The 12,800-nt window shown below is 56.7% G+C and carries 12 protein-coding genes and 1 pseudogene; 5 read left to right on the top strand and 8 right to left on the bottom strand.

Translation table 11 applies throughout. The features are described from left to right. From IQ273_RS22495 to IQ273_RS22480, 4 genes are all read right to left on the bottom strand, one after another. Positions 1-2,401 (bottom strand): Calx-beta domain-containing protein (locus IQ273_RS22495; protein WP_194025399.1); only part of this gene is annotated, 2,401 nt, incomplete at its 3' end. A 182-nt stretch (positions 2,402-2,583) separates the two neighbouring features. After that, entirely contained in the window at positions 2,584-3,774 is a 1,191-nt protein-coding gene (locus tag IQ273_RS22490; RefSeq protein WP_194025398.1) for a hypothetical protein, read from the bottom strand. A 192-nt stretch (positions 3,775-3,966) separates the two neighbouring features. After that, complete coding sequence (locus IQ273_RS22485; RefSeq protein ID WP_228053607.1) at positions 3,967-5,622, bottom strand: mechanosensitive ion channel family protein; 1,656 nt, start codon at positions 5,620-5,622, stop codon at positions 3,967-3,969. Positions 5,623-5,711: 89 nt separating this feature from the next. Then, the gene (locus tag IQ273_RS22480) at positions 5,712-6,509 is read right to left on the bottom strand and encodes an E3 ubiquitin ligase family protein (RefSeq protein ID WP_194025397.1); all 798 of its coding nucleotides are present in this window, start codon (positions 6,507-6,509) and stop codon (positions 5,712-5,714) included. Positions 6,510-6,847: 338 nt separating this feature from the next. Between IQ273_RS22480 and acsF the strand changes: the two genes are divergently transcribed. Both acsF and IQ273_RS22470 read left to right on the top strand, forming a co-directional pair. Further along, entirely contained in the window at positions 6,848-7,924 is a 1,077-nt protein-coding gene (acsF, locus tag IQ273_RS22475; protein WP_194025396.1) for a magnesium-protoporphyrin IX monomethyl ester (oxidative) cyclase, read from the top strand. A 159-nt stretch (positions 7,925-8,083) separates the two neighbouring features. After that, positions 8,084-8,998 carry a hypothetical protein gene (locus IQ273_RS22470; protein ID WP_194025395.1) on the top strand — a complete coding sequence of 305 codons (915 nt, stop codon included), beginning with the start codon at positions 8,084-8,086 and terminating at the stop codon, positions 8,996-8,998. 22 nt (positions 8,999-9,020) lie between these two features. Here IQ273_RS22470 and IQ273_RS22465 read toward each other — a convergent pair whose 3' ends face one another. Continuing rightward, a complete protein-coding gene (locus IQ273_RS22465) occupies positions 9,021-9,425 on the bottom strand; it encodes a hypothetical protein (RefSeq protein WP_194025394.1) in 405 nt (134 codons plus the stop codon). After that, on the bottom strand, positions 9,389-9,721 hold the full coding sequence (locus tag IQ273_RS22460) for a hypothetical protein (RefSeq protein WP_194025393.1): 333 nt from the start codon (positions 9,719-9,721) through the stop codon (positions 9,389-9,391). Before IQ273_RS22460 ends, IQ273_RS22465 begins: the two co-directional genes overlap by 37 nt. A gap of 207 nt (positions 9,722-9,928) precedes the next feature. Between IQ273_RS22460 and IQ273_RS22455 the strand changes: the two genes are divergently transcribed. Both IQ273_RS22455 and IQ273_RS22450 read left to right on the top strand, forming a co-directional pair. Then, complete coding sequence (locus IQ273_RS22455) at positions 9,929-10,522, top strand: DUF3177 family protein (protein ID WP_194025392.1); 594 nt, start codon at positions 9,929-9,931, stop codon at positions 10,520-10,522. Positions 10,523-10,529: 7 nt separating this feature from the next. Then, positions 10,530-10,823 carry a hypothetical protein gene (locus tag IQ273_RS22450; protein WP_194025391.1) on the top strand — a complete coding sequence of 98 codons (294 nt, stop codon included), beginning with the start codon at positions 10,530-10,532 and terminating at the stop codon, positions 10,821-10,823. A 250-nt stretch (positions 10,824-11,073) separates the two neighbouring features. Here IQ273_RS22450 and queF read toward each other — a convergent pair whose 3' ends face one another. After that, positions 11,074-11,508, bottom strand: a complete 435-nt coding sequence (queF, locus tag IQ273_RS22445; protein WP_194025390.1) for a preQ(1) synthase — start codon at positions 11,506-11,508, stop codon at positions 11,074-11,076. A gap of 347 nt (positions 11,509-11,855) precedes the next feature. On the opposite strand from queF, the gene IQ273_RS22440 reads away from it, so the two are divergent. Next, positions 11,856-12,506, top strand: a complete 651-nt coding sequence (locus tag IQ273_RS22440; RefSeq protein WP_194025389.1) for a hypothetical protein — start codon at positions 11,856-11,858, stop codon at positions 12,504-12,506. 112 nt (positions 12,507-12,618) lie between these two features. Here the strand turns inward: IQ273_RS22440 and IQ273_RS22435 are convergent. Then, a pseudogene (locus IQ273_RS22435) lies at positions 12,619-12,800 on the bottom strand (CCA tRNA nucleotidyltransferase); the annotation flags it as partial.

Here is a 12,800-nt window from a genome sequence, read left to right as displayed (position 1 = left end):
GGTAGGTACCGCTCAGCAGTCGAGTTGAGTCGGGCAGCGCTGCGGTAGCCGCCGCATCAAAGCTGAGGGTGACATTGGCGATGTCGCTAGCCCCACCCACATCAGACATCAGCAGCGTTTTAGCGCCAGTTGGTCCCACCAGCAAAATGTCAATGTCGTCGGGCCAGGTGTGGTCGATCGCTTTCAGCGTCACCTGCACGTCGCTGAGGTGCCCCTGCAACGCTGAAACCTCAATCGCAGATGGGTACGGGTGACTACCGCCGCGATCGCGAATAGCAATGGCCTGACTGTTGGCAAAGGTCGATTTGACATCATCGTTGAGAATAGTGCCCGTAGCGGTGGCGGTAGTTAGGGTTGCCCCGTCGCTGGGGTTTGAGAGGGTCACGGCAAATGTCTCATCGGCCTCAGCCACCAGGTCGCCCCTCACGTTGACGGCAATAGCCTGCTCAATTTCTTGCGCTGCAAAAGTAGCGGTGCCGCTGGGCAGTGCGCCGCTGGCAAAATCGCTGGCACTAGCCGGGTTAGCCCCCGTGCCGCTAACCGCCCAGTTCACGGTAGTGGCTCCATCGAGATGGCCCGATCGCTTGATGGTAAAGGTAAACGCCGTGGTATCAGCATTGCCCTCAGCCTGGCGGGCATCGGTAGCGGCAATGGCCAAGGTAGGGGCTGGCACCTCGGCAAACTGGAGCGCGATGCGATCGCTGGCTGCAACGGCATAATAGTCTTTGAGGGTAATCGATCGCTCAGCCCCCAAGTCTAAAACCAAATCGCTGCCCACCTCGGTTCGCCCTACACTGGTCGCAGCAAAGGCAGACAGATCAAGCTGATCAAGACTATCTGCCCCCTCAATTGTGTCGTTCCCCGTTGCTGTGGCTAGGCCGTAGCCCCCAAATACGTTAGCCGCCCCATTGGCTACGATCGTATCGTCGCTAGAGGAGTTGATTACCCGCTCAAGGGTGGTGTCAAGGCTGAAGCGCGTGCCTTTGCTGGCATTGGCCGTCACGCTATTGAGGTCACGTTGGTCAGCGATACCGCCGCCCGATCGCAGATCAATGTAGTAGCCCGTTGGCGTAAACGGCAGCTCCGACAGATTTAGGGTGTCTACCCCGCCGCTATCAACTAATGTGAGTCGCTGGGATAATGGTCCACCCCAGGTTGTGCCGTCGCTGGTGCTGAAGGCATGGGTACTGGTAAAAGCATAGGTTGTCTGGCCTGCGTTAACGCTTTTAGCCCCGTACATGTACTGTAGGGCGGCGATATCAAACGGCATCAACGTCGTCGGAGAACTGCCCCCGAGGTTGTAGGTCATCACCGTGTTGTGCAGATTGTCCAGACTGCTGGGCAGGTAGGGGGGGGCAGCACCGCCGGGGCCAGAATTATAGTTGCCAGGATGCTTTAAGCCCAGGGCATGACCAATTTCGTGAATCAGCGTGGTAAACCCGTGGCTACCGGGGCCAGAGGCAAAATTGTTGAACGGGTCAACCGCTGGGTTTTGGTAGCGATCGCTCAGGTAAATATCGCTAGCGATGCTGTTGACCTCAGCCTGGTTGTAGGCATCGTCTGCCTCTGGATAAAAGGCATAGGCGTAAGCATCTTGACCACCTGCATCCGAAAACATCAGCCGCATCTGGCCGTAGGTACCGATCGACTCCGTCACTTCGGTAAAGGTCAGCCCCACCAGCGGCTCGATATAACTCTTGAGAATCGTGCGAACGCTGGTCTTAATGGTGTCGCTGAGTTCAGAGACCACTTCACCATAGCCACCCTGGTAGGATGCCGCCGTCAAACCATTCACAAAGCTAAAGGTGACATCGGCCCCGCCGCTGGTACCGAACCGAGTACCACTCAGCAACGCATCTACCCGAAAATCGCCAGTGGGGGCTGTAGTGCCCGCCGCCGCCAGCAATCCGCTACTGGCTCTGCCCCGGCAGCCCGAACAAGCGCAGACCATCAGGTGGGTAGCAATTCCTGTCGGCGCTGTTTCTATCGGTGTTGTTGCCGAAGGGGTTGTTGCCGAAGGGGTTGTTGCCGAAGGGGTTGTTCCCAGCCAGCCAAACCCTACGGTGGTTAAGGCGGCAGGTGGAGCGATCGCATCACCCCAGGCCCCATCGTCCCAGCTTGGTTTAAAGCCATCATTTTGGGCGACGCTTGCCGCCCAGTTCAGCCCATTGCCTAGTTCCTGTCGCGATCGCTCAGCAGACACATTACCCTGGCTGGCTGCATGCCTCTGCTGCCAGTGGTCTATCTTATCAATCGCTAAGTTGAAAACTTCTCTGCCAAGGCGATCGCGCGATTCTGGCGCTGCCTCAAACTGTCCAGTTAACTGATCCCAAACGGCCCGGTTTTCTGCCTCCAACACGGCAGCGGCTTTATCCCAGGGTAACGACTGAAATTTCACCACGATCTATTCCTTTGCGGCAGCCATTAGCAATAAGTTCAAGGAAGTAGATGCTGGAGATGGCTATTGTAGCGAAATTGTGGAGCAAGTAGGGGGGTAGCTCAAATGGGCACACCAAAAAACGGGGAGGCAGTAATTGCCTCCCCGTTGTGTAATGGCATCAATACCCCCAGGGGCGAGCCGCTTTAGCGGTATCTAAAGTTGCGGTAGACCAGGCGCGAGTTGAAGCCGCGACCTCGCAGGAAGCTCACGACAGCGCCAGCGTCGTTGCGATCGTTGCACTCAGCTGCGTTAATGAAGCGACCCTGGCGTGCATTCTCAAAGCGAGGATCGATCGCACAGGTGAGCCCGCCTATACTGCGACCGCCGCCGCTGAGCACCTGGCGCAACTGTGTAAGCTCGTTCTCGCCGCCAAACACCGCCGCGATGTACGGGGCAAGTGCGCCGCTACCAACGTTGCCGCTGTCGCCAAAGCATTCGGGGCGATCGGCCTGGGGAATATTGGTAATTAAGGGTGAAGAACTGATCCTGGGTTCTGAAAGCAGTACCCCACCGTTGGCAGCAATAACCTCCAGCAGGGCCTGACCATCCCCGCTGACCCGAATAAAGTAGCGGGCTGCCGCACCCCCAAAACTTTGCCCGCCAAAGTAGTTGACCCAACATTCGTAGGGGCCTACCTCATTGGCTTCTGCGGTAGCAGGCTGGCCATTGACCAATGTCTGCCCAGAAACCTTACTAAAGACGTTCATTTTGGTCACGCCGTTGTCATTAAATACCCGAACCGAGTGGTTTTGGGTATCAAAGCCAACAAAGGTGCGGGCCAGCAAATCGCCCTGCCCCGTACCGCCGCTAGCCGGAATAAAGAAATCTCTAATGCTGGTGCTGTTTTGACTGATCAAGACCGAGTTGGAAGCCGCATCAATAACTTCGAGTCGGGCCTGGAAAGCATTGCGGTTGCCGCTGGCTCGGTAAATCACGTTGCGACCAGCGCGTGAGCCAAAGCTGTCGTAGCTCACCCAGCCGTCGTTGTTGAGCGCACCGCGAAAAACGGCGGGCGCATTGAGCTGCTCAGACTGGCGGGTGTCGCGGTTATAGACGTTCATTCGCAGGTTTTGAGCATCCCTGGGAAACACGCTAATGGTAAAGGTGGGGGTTTCAAAGTAGAGGGTAGCGTTGCCCGAGGTATTAGGCTCTTGCGCCATCAACAGATCTATCCCAGCCGCAGCGTCGGGAGCTAGGGCTGAGGGCTGCACCGCACTGTGAACTGGCACCGTTAATCCAGTAACCAGAAAGACCGAGGCAATAAACAGCGAAAGTGTTTTTAGCAGCCGCTTTGACCAGCGGCTAAGGGGGACATTGGGCCAGACTGGTTTCATGAAAATTTAGCTCCCTATACTCCTCACTCGAGAAACCCGTTAGGCGACCAATTCGGGAACGTGCGGGCATAGAACCCCGGTTTCTCTGCAAATATGGCTGTAATTTTAGCTAACTTTCCTTAAAGCGCTCTTTTTTTTTAAGTCGGTTAGCGATTGCGCCAGCAGACTACTGAGCTAGGGGACGGCTGAGTTTTAGGGAGAATTGAGCGGGCTATCGTCGGATGGGTCACTCAGCCGCCGCAAAAGCTGCTGCGCCTCAGGTGAAAGGTCAATGGGCAGATGCCCCGAGCGAATGTGCAGATCGCGCTGGGGAAAGGGCACTTCTATGCTGTGCTGGCGCAGGCTGGCCTCAATCACAAAGTACAGGTCACTTGTAATCACGAGCTGGCGGCTGGGCTGGGCCACCCACACTAATAGCTCGAAGTTGAGAGCGCTGTCGCCAAAGCCTAGAAAAAACACCTGGGGGGCCGGGGCTGAGAGAATCTCCTGGTTTTTGTGGCAGGCTTCAAGCAGGGCGACTTTGACGGCCTGGGGGTCGGCGCTGTAGGACACCCCCACCGGCAGGCGAATGCGCGATACCGGGTTGCCGTGGCTCCAGTTGATTACCTCTGACTCTAAGAAGCGAGAGTTGGGCACGATGATCGACACCTGATCGAGGGTGCGAATTTCGGTGCTGCGTGAGCCAATCCGGGCGACGGTGCCCTTGACCTGGCCAAAGTCGACAAAGTCACCCACCTGCACCGGACGCTCAAACACCAGCACCAGGCCGCTGACAAAGTCTTTGACCAGGCCCTGCAAGCCTAGACCAACCCCAATACCCAAACCGCTGGCGATCAGGGCAATGGAGCTGAGGTCGATGCCCCAGAGCTGGAGAATGACCACGGTACCCAGCAAAATCAGGGTGTATTTCGAGAGCACCGCGATCGCCTCTTGGGCGGCAATGCTAATGCCCGCAGCCCGCAGCACCCGCAATCGCATCACATTGGTCAGGGTGCTGGCCACAATCACCAGGGCTAGCAGCACAGCCAGCAGCAGCAGCAGGCCCAGCAGCGAGTACGAGCGATCGCCCAATAGCAGGCTGCGATCAAACAGCCCCTCGCGCAGGCTCTGGTTCACTCGATAACTAATCCGGCGAGTTAACGGAAAGAGGTTGGCAATGTAGGCCAACGCCGCAAACACAACGGCGCAGCGGACCAGAAACAGGGAAATTCGAAACAGCAGTTTCAGCCCAGAGGGCTCGTGCTCGTCGGGGTTGTCAGGGTCAGGATCTGAAAAGGCAAAGCGATCTAGAAACGGCCAAAGCCACCGGTGCCAGATCCAGCCCATGAGCCAGTGCAGTGCGAGAGCAGCAGCGAGGGCGGCCAAAGACTTGACCAAAGCCTGTCCCAAAAAGCCTTCCTGGCGATCGCGGTAGGCTTTCGTAAGAGCAGTGTCAATGGCGTTAACCCACTGATCAGCCTGGGCCTCAAGGGTATCAGCCCCGCCGACTCGCACATCGGCATTAGTCACGGTCATGATGTAGCGATCGCCCGCCAAAATCACCGGGTTGCTGCCCTGGTTTGCCCCGTTGCTACCCGCCACTGTACGCATTTCGGCCCGCACGTCCACTGGCTCGGCGCTTTCAATCAGCGGCCCCAGGTTGGTTTCAATGGCCAAAGCTCGCTCTACCGCCGTCAAATCTCCGGCAGCAGGCACGTCAAACAAAAACAGGCCGTCGAGATATACCGGTGCGGTATCGGGCGCTTGGGCTAGCGCCAGCCCTCCCCCCGATCCGTGTAGTACCACAGCCAGCACTAGACCGCAGACAATGCGGACTAGCCAGCGATGGAAGGGCACTCCTGAGAGCATGGGGCTGCGGGCCAAGACATCGAGATCAGCATAGCGTTTGGGGAGTAGGAGAGTGGGCGAGAAAGGTTAAGGATGAGGGAGCTAACCTACTAACCTATGAGCCCAGCCACCAGCAGCACTACCCCGATTCCAAAGCAGGCCACCATTGACCAAAAGGCGATTTGGGCGCTCTGGCCAACGCTTTTGGTCAAAGCTTCGTGGGATTTTGGCGTGATGATGTAGGGCTGGTCGGCCTGGGCAGGCTTTTCAATCGCTACTGTGCCAGTGCGATCGCTGGCGGTACCGACAACCAGAACGGGGCGATCGAGCGGCAGCACCGACTCTTTGTAGCGATAGCCCAGGGTGCGGCGTGCCCCGCCTGTTCCATCGCCCCCCAGCACCAGCGAAAACGGCCCGTAGGAGAGCATACCCCCAGCGGGGGCACCGGGTCGAAAGTCGTTAAGCACCTCTACTGATTCAATATTGGCCTCTTCAGGATCCACGCGCACCTGCCCAGCATCATCCACCAGGTCAAAGGGAATGCGCTGCTGGTGCTCGCTGACGGTTTCTGATCCGCGCTGAGTGCGGTTGGTGACGTTGCCGTTGCTGTCTTTTTCGCGCACGGTTTCTTCGTATTCGCGCACTACGGTACTGGTGTAGCTAACGCAGGGCAACTGCTTAAATTCTGAGGTCAGCGGGGCCGAGGTTTTTGGAGTGCCCCACAGCCATACGTAGTCGCGCCAGTCGCCGCTACCAATTTCCCTAGCTACGGCGATGGCGGTTGACTCTAGGTCGGCAGTCTTAGAGGCACGAGCCAGTTTAAGCTGATTGCAGCGTTGCTGCTGGCGGTTTTTCACCCACCAGAGCCCGACCCCAATGACAATAAAAATAATTCCTGCGATCGCCATCCTAGTCCTCCCGCCATTACTGGCCAGCTCTGGCTATCAGCGTGCCCTGGCGGGCGGCGATCGCGGACGGTGCTTAACGAATTTGAACGAAAACTCCTGGCTGTAGCGTTATCTGTCGAAAGGTTTTGTTGCAAAACTTAAAGCGCCGTCGACTGTCCTAAAAGCCCTGATACACTGACATGTAGCGATTTGGTTAGAATAGTCGCGCTTCCCCAATGCTCAGGATATAACTTAGTCCGATGCGTGAGGGAAGGCTCCTTCTATCCCGTTGCTCCCTCGGGACCATTGCTCCATCAGGAGATCGCTCGGCCCACGTTCACCGCGCCATCCAAGGACTCATGGTAGATTCTCTTAAGAAGCCTGAATTGCAAGAAATTCGACCAGGGGTAAAGGCTCCGGCCAAAGACACCATTCTCACCCCTCGGTTTTACACCACCGACTTTGACGAGATGGCCGCCATGGACCTCTCGATGAATGAAGACGAGATGCTCGCCATCCTCGACGAGTTGCGGGCTGACTACAATCGCCATCACTTCGTCCGCAGCGAGGTCTTTGACCAGTCTTGGGACTGCGTTACCGGCGAAACCCGGCAGGTGTTTGTAGAATTTCTGGAGCGCTCCTGCACCTCCGAATTCTCCGGCTTTTTGCTCTATAAAGAATTGAGCCGTCGCCTCAAGGGCAAAAACCCCCTGCTGTCCGAGTGCTTTGAACTAATATCGCGCGACGAAGCGCGCCATGCGGGCTTCCTCAACAAGGCCATGGCTGACTTCAACATGCAGCTAGACCTGGGGTTTTTGACCAAGAGCAAAGACTACACCTTTTTTAAGCCCAAGTTCATCCTCTACGCCACCTACCTGTCAGAAAAGATTGGCTACTGGCGCTATATCACCATCTTCCGCCACCTCGAATCTCATCCTGAGAACGAGATTTACCCGATCTTCCGGTTCTTTGAGAACTGGTGCCAGGATGAAAACCGCCACGGCGACTTCTTCTCGGCGCTGATGAAGTCCCAGCCCGAAATTCTCAACGACTGGAAGGCCAAGCTGTGGTGCCGCTTCTTCTTGCTGTCGGTGTTTGCCACCATGTATCTCAACGATCTCCGGGCCAGAGGCTTTTACGAATCCCTCGGGTTGAATGTCCGTGAGTACGACATTGAGGTGATTGAGAAAACCAACAAGACCGCTGGTCGCGTGTTTCCAGTGACGCTGAATGTCGAGCACCCCAGCTTCTTCAAGCGATTGGATATGGCTGCCGCCGCTAACTCCAAGCTAAGCAAGATTGCCGAGTCGAATCAGCCCAAGCCGCTGAAGAAGCTGCAACAGCTGCCTCACATTGCCGCCATCGGTTGGCAGTTGGTGCAGCTCTACTTCCTCAAGCCCATCAACGCCGACGCCGTTCGCGGACAGGTGCGCTAGAGGGTCTTAGCCATTGATCGGAATGCTATCCTCGTTTCCCCCAGCGGCTTTACTGTTTGGTAAGGCCGCTTTTTTTGGCGGTCTACATGGGTCTGCACAGCCAGACGAAGGCGATAAGATGCATAGGAATTTGTTGTTGTTTGAACTGGGGGCCGCTGAGTGGTGTCATTGACAACCCAATGGTTGCAAGTGGGGGGATGCCTGGTGGTGTTGGGGCTCGGGCAACGGGCACAGGCTCTACCCCACCAGCCCAGTCTGGCAGGCTCTACCCCAGAGACAACCGCGATCGCAGCGCCCGCTGATTCAGCCGCCAGCCTCGCTCCCTGCCCGCCGTCCTTGGCACCGACAGAATTTTGTAGCATCTCCTGGGCAGAAGTGCCGCTAGAAACGCCGACGGCGGAGACACCGACAGCGATTGATATTGCCCCACCGGCGACACCTAAAGCCCTGGCCCTCGACCCAGAGGCGATCGCCCCCACTCTCGATCTCGACCCTGCCGTAATTGAGGGCAGCCCCACTCTCCAGCGCTGGCTGGAGGAGATCCCCGATGTAGCCAACGAAATCCGCTATCAGCCCAGCTTTCGCACCCGGCTGCGAGTGAGCTATGCCCAGTTCCCCTCTACGGGGCAGATTGGCGGATTTGGGGCAGCGGTAGAGGATGTGTTTGTGGTGCCGGGCACGGGGCTCACCGCCAGCGCCGACTACAGCCGCAGCTGGAACGGCGATCGCGAATCCTACGGCGGTGAGGCCCGCTACTACCTGCTGCCCCTAGGCGGCTATGTGAATATTGCCCCCACCGTGGGCTACCGCGCCCTCAGCACTCCTGCCTACCAAACCGACGGGCTGGATGTGGGCCTGCGCCTGCTGCTAGTGCCCTCGCGGGGAGGCGGAGCCGATCTAGCCGTGAGCCAGCGATGGGTCGCCCCCGGCACCGAGAATGAGGTAGGGGTGACAAGTTTGGCGATCGGGTACGCCGTCACCCGACAGCTGCGGCTGGGCACCGACTTTCAGCTACAAAACTCCCGCTTTGGCCAAGACAGCCGGGTGGGGCTTTCCCTAGAGCTGCTGCTGTAGACCATATATTCAGATCATTTGTTCAGCTCGGCGTTGGATAGTTCTCTTGGAGCCACTGAACAAACGCCTGGAAGACGATCTCATCGGTTAAAGTCAGTTCTGTCTTGTCGACCTGATGCAAATGAGGAATTAGCTCACCCACATGAGCCTGGCCAATGCTTCCATACTTGAGTCGAATAGCCCGAGGATCCGGACTATTGTCGAACCCCGCTTCGACATAATTGTCTTGCAACAGGTAATAGCGATACTTGCGCCTGCGATTGTCACTGAAAAGCTCTGTCACCAGCACTCTGTAGCTACCGTACCCTGCTTCTAGTCGGAGAATAGAGCGTTTGGGTGTAGAGTCTGTACTGTGCTGAACCGAATGGAACGTGGCCTTAGCTAGCAGGATTACGCTAGCAATATAGTCTGCAATTTCTGCATCCAATCTTCAATTCCCCGATGGCAAAATTCCCAATTGGCAAGATCGATCTCCCAAGTTTTCTCAATCGCATGCTCAATGTGGTTCACAAACTCAATATCTGTGGATACCTTGGCTGAAAAGTCGGTATGGCCCATGCCGTACTTAGCCGCATAGCCATCGTCTTGCTGCCGCAATTCATTGATTTTTTGAGTAATTTTCTCAATGGCATACCGTTGCAGGGCTAGGTCGATAGTGGACTGCAAGTCGCCCAGGGTGCTAAAGACCTCTGCGTATTCGTCTTTAATTGAGATACTTTCCATGGCCAGGCTGTCTCACACTGTAGGGGTATGGTGTGCCCTGTTGTAAAGCAATGCTAGCAACTCTCCGGCGGGGAGGGCTGACTCAGCCGTGCCCAACTGCGGCATTTTATAGTTCTACATCTGCGCGTCTTGAAGAAGATGGGTCAGGGCAAATGCTACGCTATAGGCTGAATTGGCCCGAATGACCGTATTCCCTCCTGCGCCCCTATGTTAGAATCCTCGCTGCTGCGCGCCCTTGTGTGGACCGACTATCGCCTCGCCGTTTTGTTTACGGTGTTTTTGCCGCTGGCGCTGCTGATTTGGGCCTTTGTGCAAAAGAATGAGGCCATTCAGCACCTGCTGACCATCTACTGGAAGGTGGCGAGCTTGTTGATGATCACCGTCTATTTGATGATCGGTGGCTTTAGCATCAGCTTTTTGGCCGGATTGATGGCGCGGGTGCTGATTCCGGTATCGCTGTGGTTTTGGGTTGACCTCAACGAAGAAATTCGCGAGCAGCCAGGTTCGGTGCTTAAGCTCACCTTTAGCGCCTGGCGCTGGGCGATGACGCTGTATAACATCATTGGCGGGGCCATTCTGCTGGGCTTTGTGCCCTGCGCCTTCTCGGCGGCGCGGTTTGGGGCCGCTGACTGCCAGGTTTGGCTAGAGCCACCGCTGCTGTATAAGGAATATTTTCACGCTGGCTACACCAACGGCTTTTTGGGCTTCTTTGGCATTGTGGGCCTGGTTATCTATGTGGCTTCGCTGGCCTGGTTTGTGTTTGTGCGCCTGGGCAAGCAGGGTCGTCAGGCCATCAACTAGGTAGCCTATGACCCCTGGTTTTCGTCTGGAACAATACACGCTGAGGCGGCCTGAACTGGTGCTGCTGGTTAAGGCCGTCATCAACGGTCAAGAAGACGAGGTGCTAATTTTTCGCGGCTTCTCCAGCTCACTGATGCACCCCACCGCCGCTGACCCTGAGGTGCCAGTGCTGCCTGAAGCGGCAGAGATTGAGACCATTGATATCATGGCTGGCCCCTATAACCCTACGGCACCCCGCTACCTACAGCGGGGGCTGTCTTGGGACGGCATGCTGCCCCTACTGAAGGATATGGGGGTTTAGGGGTTAAGCACTCGGTGGTGCATCGCTGCGCGTTGGCAAGCCTCGCCTTAGCGTTGTGCCCCTTGTCTCTTCACTCGAACATGTGCCTTCGGCAGGGCAAAGCCCACGCCTGGGGCATAACGCTGCTATCCTCAAATTCTGCTTGACTTTCAGGACAATTGCTACGGCAGCTTGGCCAGGGCAGGAGGCGCTGCCCTGGCCGATCGCGGTTTGCCCCTATGGGTGGGAACAACAGGGCGAAAATTGCAGATTACAAAACATTTGCCGTATAGGGCTCAAATGTAGAACAATCGCCCTTCTTCACCGTAATGACCGTCTTCACTCCACCCCGCCGCGTGTAGTCGCCAATGACTCGCAGCCCGCGCGGCTGCAACTCCTCCCACAGACGATCTGCGATCGCATTTGCCACCATTTCATGGCTCACCCGCTGGTCGCGAAATCCATTGATATAAAGCTTAAATGCCTTCAGCTCCACTACCCACGGCCCCGGACAATAGTCCACCACAATCGTGCCAAAGTCTGGATACCCCGATCGCGGACACAGCGCTGTAAACTCCGGGTGCTCCAGGTGAATGGTATAGACATTCTCCGACGGGTTAGGCCACTTCTCCAGCGGTTCCACTGCGGCCTGGAGAATAGCGCGATCGCCGTACTGGTAAGAGGTCGAGGCTGAAGCTGTAGTCATCGGTAGAAACAGACAGATAAGGGGGACGGGTAGCCAGTGGCATTGAACCAAAGGACACGATCTACTCGCGGCCTTCGGTTAAGGTAACGTTTTTCAGGGTTTCTTAACCTAAGTAAACAGGGCAAATCACCTATAGATGCACGGGTTCGAGGGAAAGTTCCCCAAACCCACCTTAACCAAAGTTATTCCAATCGCTTAACCAAAACTTCATACTTCTTGCTTAACACCTCTGGCTCTGACCCAAACCCCGTGATAAGTTCACCAAACGTTAGCGGCAGTTTTTGTAGCACAGTTGTAGTGCGGCTGCCCTAACCCCATCGGAAGACGCTTTTTCAGGAGAAAAATCCATGACGATTTACCGTAAGCTTGCCCTCGCTGCTGGTAGCCTCACCATCGCTGGTATGGCCCTTGGCCTGCCCGCCCAAGCCGAAGACGGCAAAATGGAATCGATGAGCGAAGGCATTGAAGCCGTTGAAACCGTTGCCGAAACCGAAGCCGAAGCCCTTACCCCTACTGTAGACGTTGAGGCGATCGAAGCCGAACTCGACGCCGAGCGCGAAGCCGCCATCGAAGCCGCCACCCCCGACGCTGCGCCTGCGGTTGACGTTGAGGCGATCGAAGCTGAACTCGACGCCGAGCGCGAGGCCGCCATTGAAGCCGCCACCCCCGATGTAGTAACCGAAGAAGCTGCCGCTGAAGAGACCACCGAAGACACTGAGGCTGCTGCTGAAGAAGTTGATCCCGAAGCGGTGAGCGAAGAAACCACCGTTGAAGAAACAGCTCCTGAAGCCGCGATCGAAGAAACTACCGACACCGTTGACGCCGAGACGGAAGCCGACGTTGAAGAAGTGACTCCCGAGGCCGCTGCTGAAGAGGCTGAGCCGGAAGCATCGGTTGAAGACACCACCGAGTCCACCGTTGAGGTGACCACCGAAGAGGCAACCGAAACCCTCGAAGAAGCGCTAGAAACCACTACCGAAGTTACCCCCGGCAGCTAGGTCAGAGACTCGTACTCAACGGCGCAAGTTGGGTGATATTACCAATTGTGGGAAAGCAGGGGAGCCAGGGGGTTGGAATAGCGGATTTATTTCAGCCCTGCGGTACTAGGAGCTAGAGCTGCTGCTTGACCCACCCCAGGGCCTCTTCGCGGCAGCTCACCAGCCCCTCGGCCTGAGCCAAATGCACCGCTTCTAGCAGTTCACCAATTCTAGGACCTGGTTTCAAGGCAAGCCCTTGCACCAGGTCTCTGCCGGTTATAAGGGGTTGGGGGTGGGCCACCGGGTCATTGGGGG

The sequence above is a fragment of the Nodosilinea sp. LEGE 07298 genome (assembly GCF_015207265.1).
Lineage (GTDB): Bacteria > Cyanobacteriota > Cyanobacteriia > Phormidesmidales > Phormidesmidaceae > Nodosilinea.
The sequence above is the reverse complement of the archived record's forward strand: the minus strand, read 5'-3'. Positions and strand labels throughout refer to the sequence as shown.

What these genes read in the sequence shown, in the direction of transcription:
- IQ273_RS22490 (WP_194025398.1), bottom strand. Translation starts at nt 3,774, where the DNA reads ATGAAACCAGTCTGGCCCAATGTCCCCCTTAGCCGCTGGTCAAAGCGG.
- IQ273_RS22485 (WP_228053607.1), bottom strand. Translation starts at nt 5,622, where the DNA reads ATGCTCTCAGGAGTGCCCTTCCATCGCTGGCTAGTCCGCATTGTCTGC.
- IQ273_RS22480 (WP_194025397.1), bottom strand. Translation starts at nt 6,509, where the DNA reads ATGGCGATCGCAGGAATTATTTTTATTGTCATTGGGGTCGGGCTCTGG.
- acsF (WP_194025396.1), top strand. Translation starts at nt 6,848, where the DNA reads ATGGTAGATTCTCTTAAGAAGCCTGAATTGCAAGAAATTCGACCAGGG.
- IQ273_RS22460 (WP_194025393.1), bottom strand. Translation starts at nt 9,721, where the DNA reads ATGGAAAGTATCTCAATTAAAGACGAATACGCAGAGGTCTTTAGCACC.
- IQ273_RS22455 (WP_194025392.1), top strand. Translation starts at nt 9,929, where the DNA reads ATGTTAGAATCCTCGCTGCTGCGCGCCCTTGTGTGGACCGACTATCGC.
- IQ273_RS22450 (WP_194025391.1), top strand. Translation starts at nt 10,530, where the DNA reads ATGACCCCTGGTTTTCGTCTGGAACAATACACGCTGAGGCGGCCTGAA.
- queF (WP_194025390.1), bottom strand. Translation starts at nt 11,508, where the DNA reads ATGACTACAGCTTCAGCCTCGACCTCTTACCAGTACGGCGATCGCGCT.
- IQ273_RS22440 (WP_194025389.1), top strand. Translation starts at nt 11,856, where the DNA reads ATGACGATTTACCGTAAGCTTGCCCTCGCTGCTGGTAGCCTCACCATC.